The organism is Paracoccus sediminilitoris, from assembly GCF_003259195.1.
Classification (GTDB): Bacteria; Pseudomonadota; Alphaproteobacteria; order Rhodobacterales; family Rhodobacteraceae; genus Paracoccus; species Paracoccus sediminilitoris.
This window is the reverse complement of record NZ_QJPK01000068.1, coordinates 1-1,221: the sequence shown is the minus strand read 5'-3', so window position 1 is coordinate 1,221 and position 1,221 is coordinate 1. Positions and strand designations below refer to the sequence as shown.

General features: G+C 64.7%; 1 pseudogene. It reads right to left on the bottom strand.

From position 1 onward, the window contains the following. Nucleotides 1-170: 170 nt before the first annotated feature. Nucleotides 171-1,188 (bottom strand): annotated as a pseudogene (locus DKT70_RS17545) (IS110 family RNA-guided transposase). Nucleotides 1,189-1,221: the final 33 nt, after the last annotated feature.

Sequence of the window (1,221 nt, the reverse complement as noted above, 5' to 3'; positions counted from 1 at the left end):
AAGTCAGCCGGCGGTCGGGTCCCGATCAATGGCACGCGCTCGGAGGCGCTCCGGTCCGAACTGGGTGTCCCGTTCCGCTGTGTTACCGTCGCTTTGCCATCACCTCACACTGCGCCTCACCATCTCAAAGCCTTGCCGGTCCGATACCGGCGCGGCTGGTCTGTTACATTTCAGGCTGGGGTGGCTCGGTAACTGCCGCCACGGGCAATCAGCGCCCAGATTGTTCGGGCCATGCGGTTGGCCAGCGCTACGGCGACCACCTTCACCGGCTTGCGGACCAGCATCCGGTCGAGCCAATCAGGTGCCTGGCCTGACGAACCCTCTCGACACCCTCGCTGCGCGCTGATCTGGGCCATGGCGCCGAGGTAGAGCAGCCTGCGCCGGTATCGATTACCGGCTTTGAATATTCGTCCGAGCTTTTCCTTCCCGCCGCTGGAATGTGCTCGCGGCGTGAGGCCGAGCCATGCTGCGTCGTCACGCGCAGTGCGGAAAGCGGCCGCGTCGGGGGTGGTGGCTGCGAATGCGCTGGACGAGATCGCCCCCACCCCCGGCACCGTTGTCAGCCGCCGTGCCAGTTCATCTTGGCGCTGCATCTTGCCGATCCGCGCAGTAACCCCCAATCCGGGCTTGTGTGTCACGCAACTGGCCGGCCAACATGTCAAGCGCCGGGATCGCCGCAGTGGGCACATCGCGGGCCGCCTCCAGTAGCCGCTCAACATTATGAATACCCATTGCAACGGCGACCCCGAACTCGCCTAGGTGCGCGCGGATGGCGTTCACGATCAGCGTCCTTTGCCGGACCAGGAAGTCCCGCGCCTTGTGATCGAGCAGCGCCGCCTGACGGTCCGCCGACTTCACTGGCACGAAGCGCATCGTCGGGCGAGTGACAGCCTCGCAGATCGCCTCCGCGTCAACCGCATCGGTCTTCCCGCGCTTAACGTAGGGTTTGACACAGGCGGGCGGCATCAGCCGCACTTCGTGCCCGATCGCCGTCAGCTCCCGGGCCCAGCAATGGGCGCCCGCACAGGCTTCCATGCCGACGAGGCATGGCTCCAACCGCGAGAAGAACGCCAGGACCTGCAACCGTCGCAACTGACGCCGAAAGACAAACACGCCCTCCGCCTCCACTCCGTGAATTTGAAAGACGTTCTTGGCCAAATCAAGGCCGATGGTGATAGGCTTGTCCATGGATGGCTCCCCCCAGGTGGATGCTTCACAGAC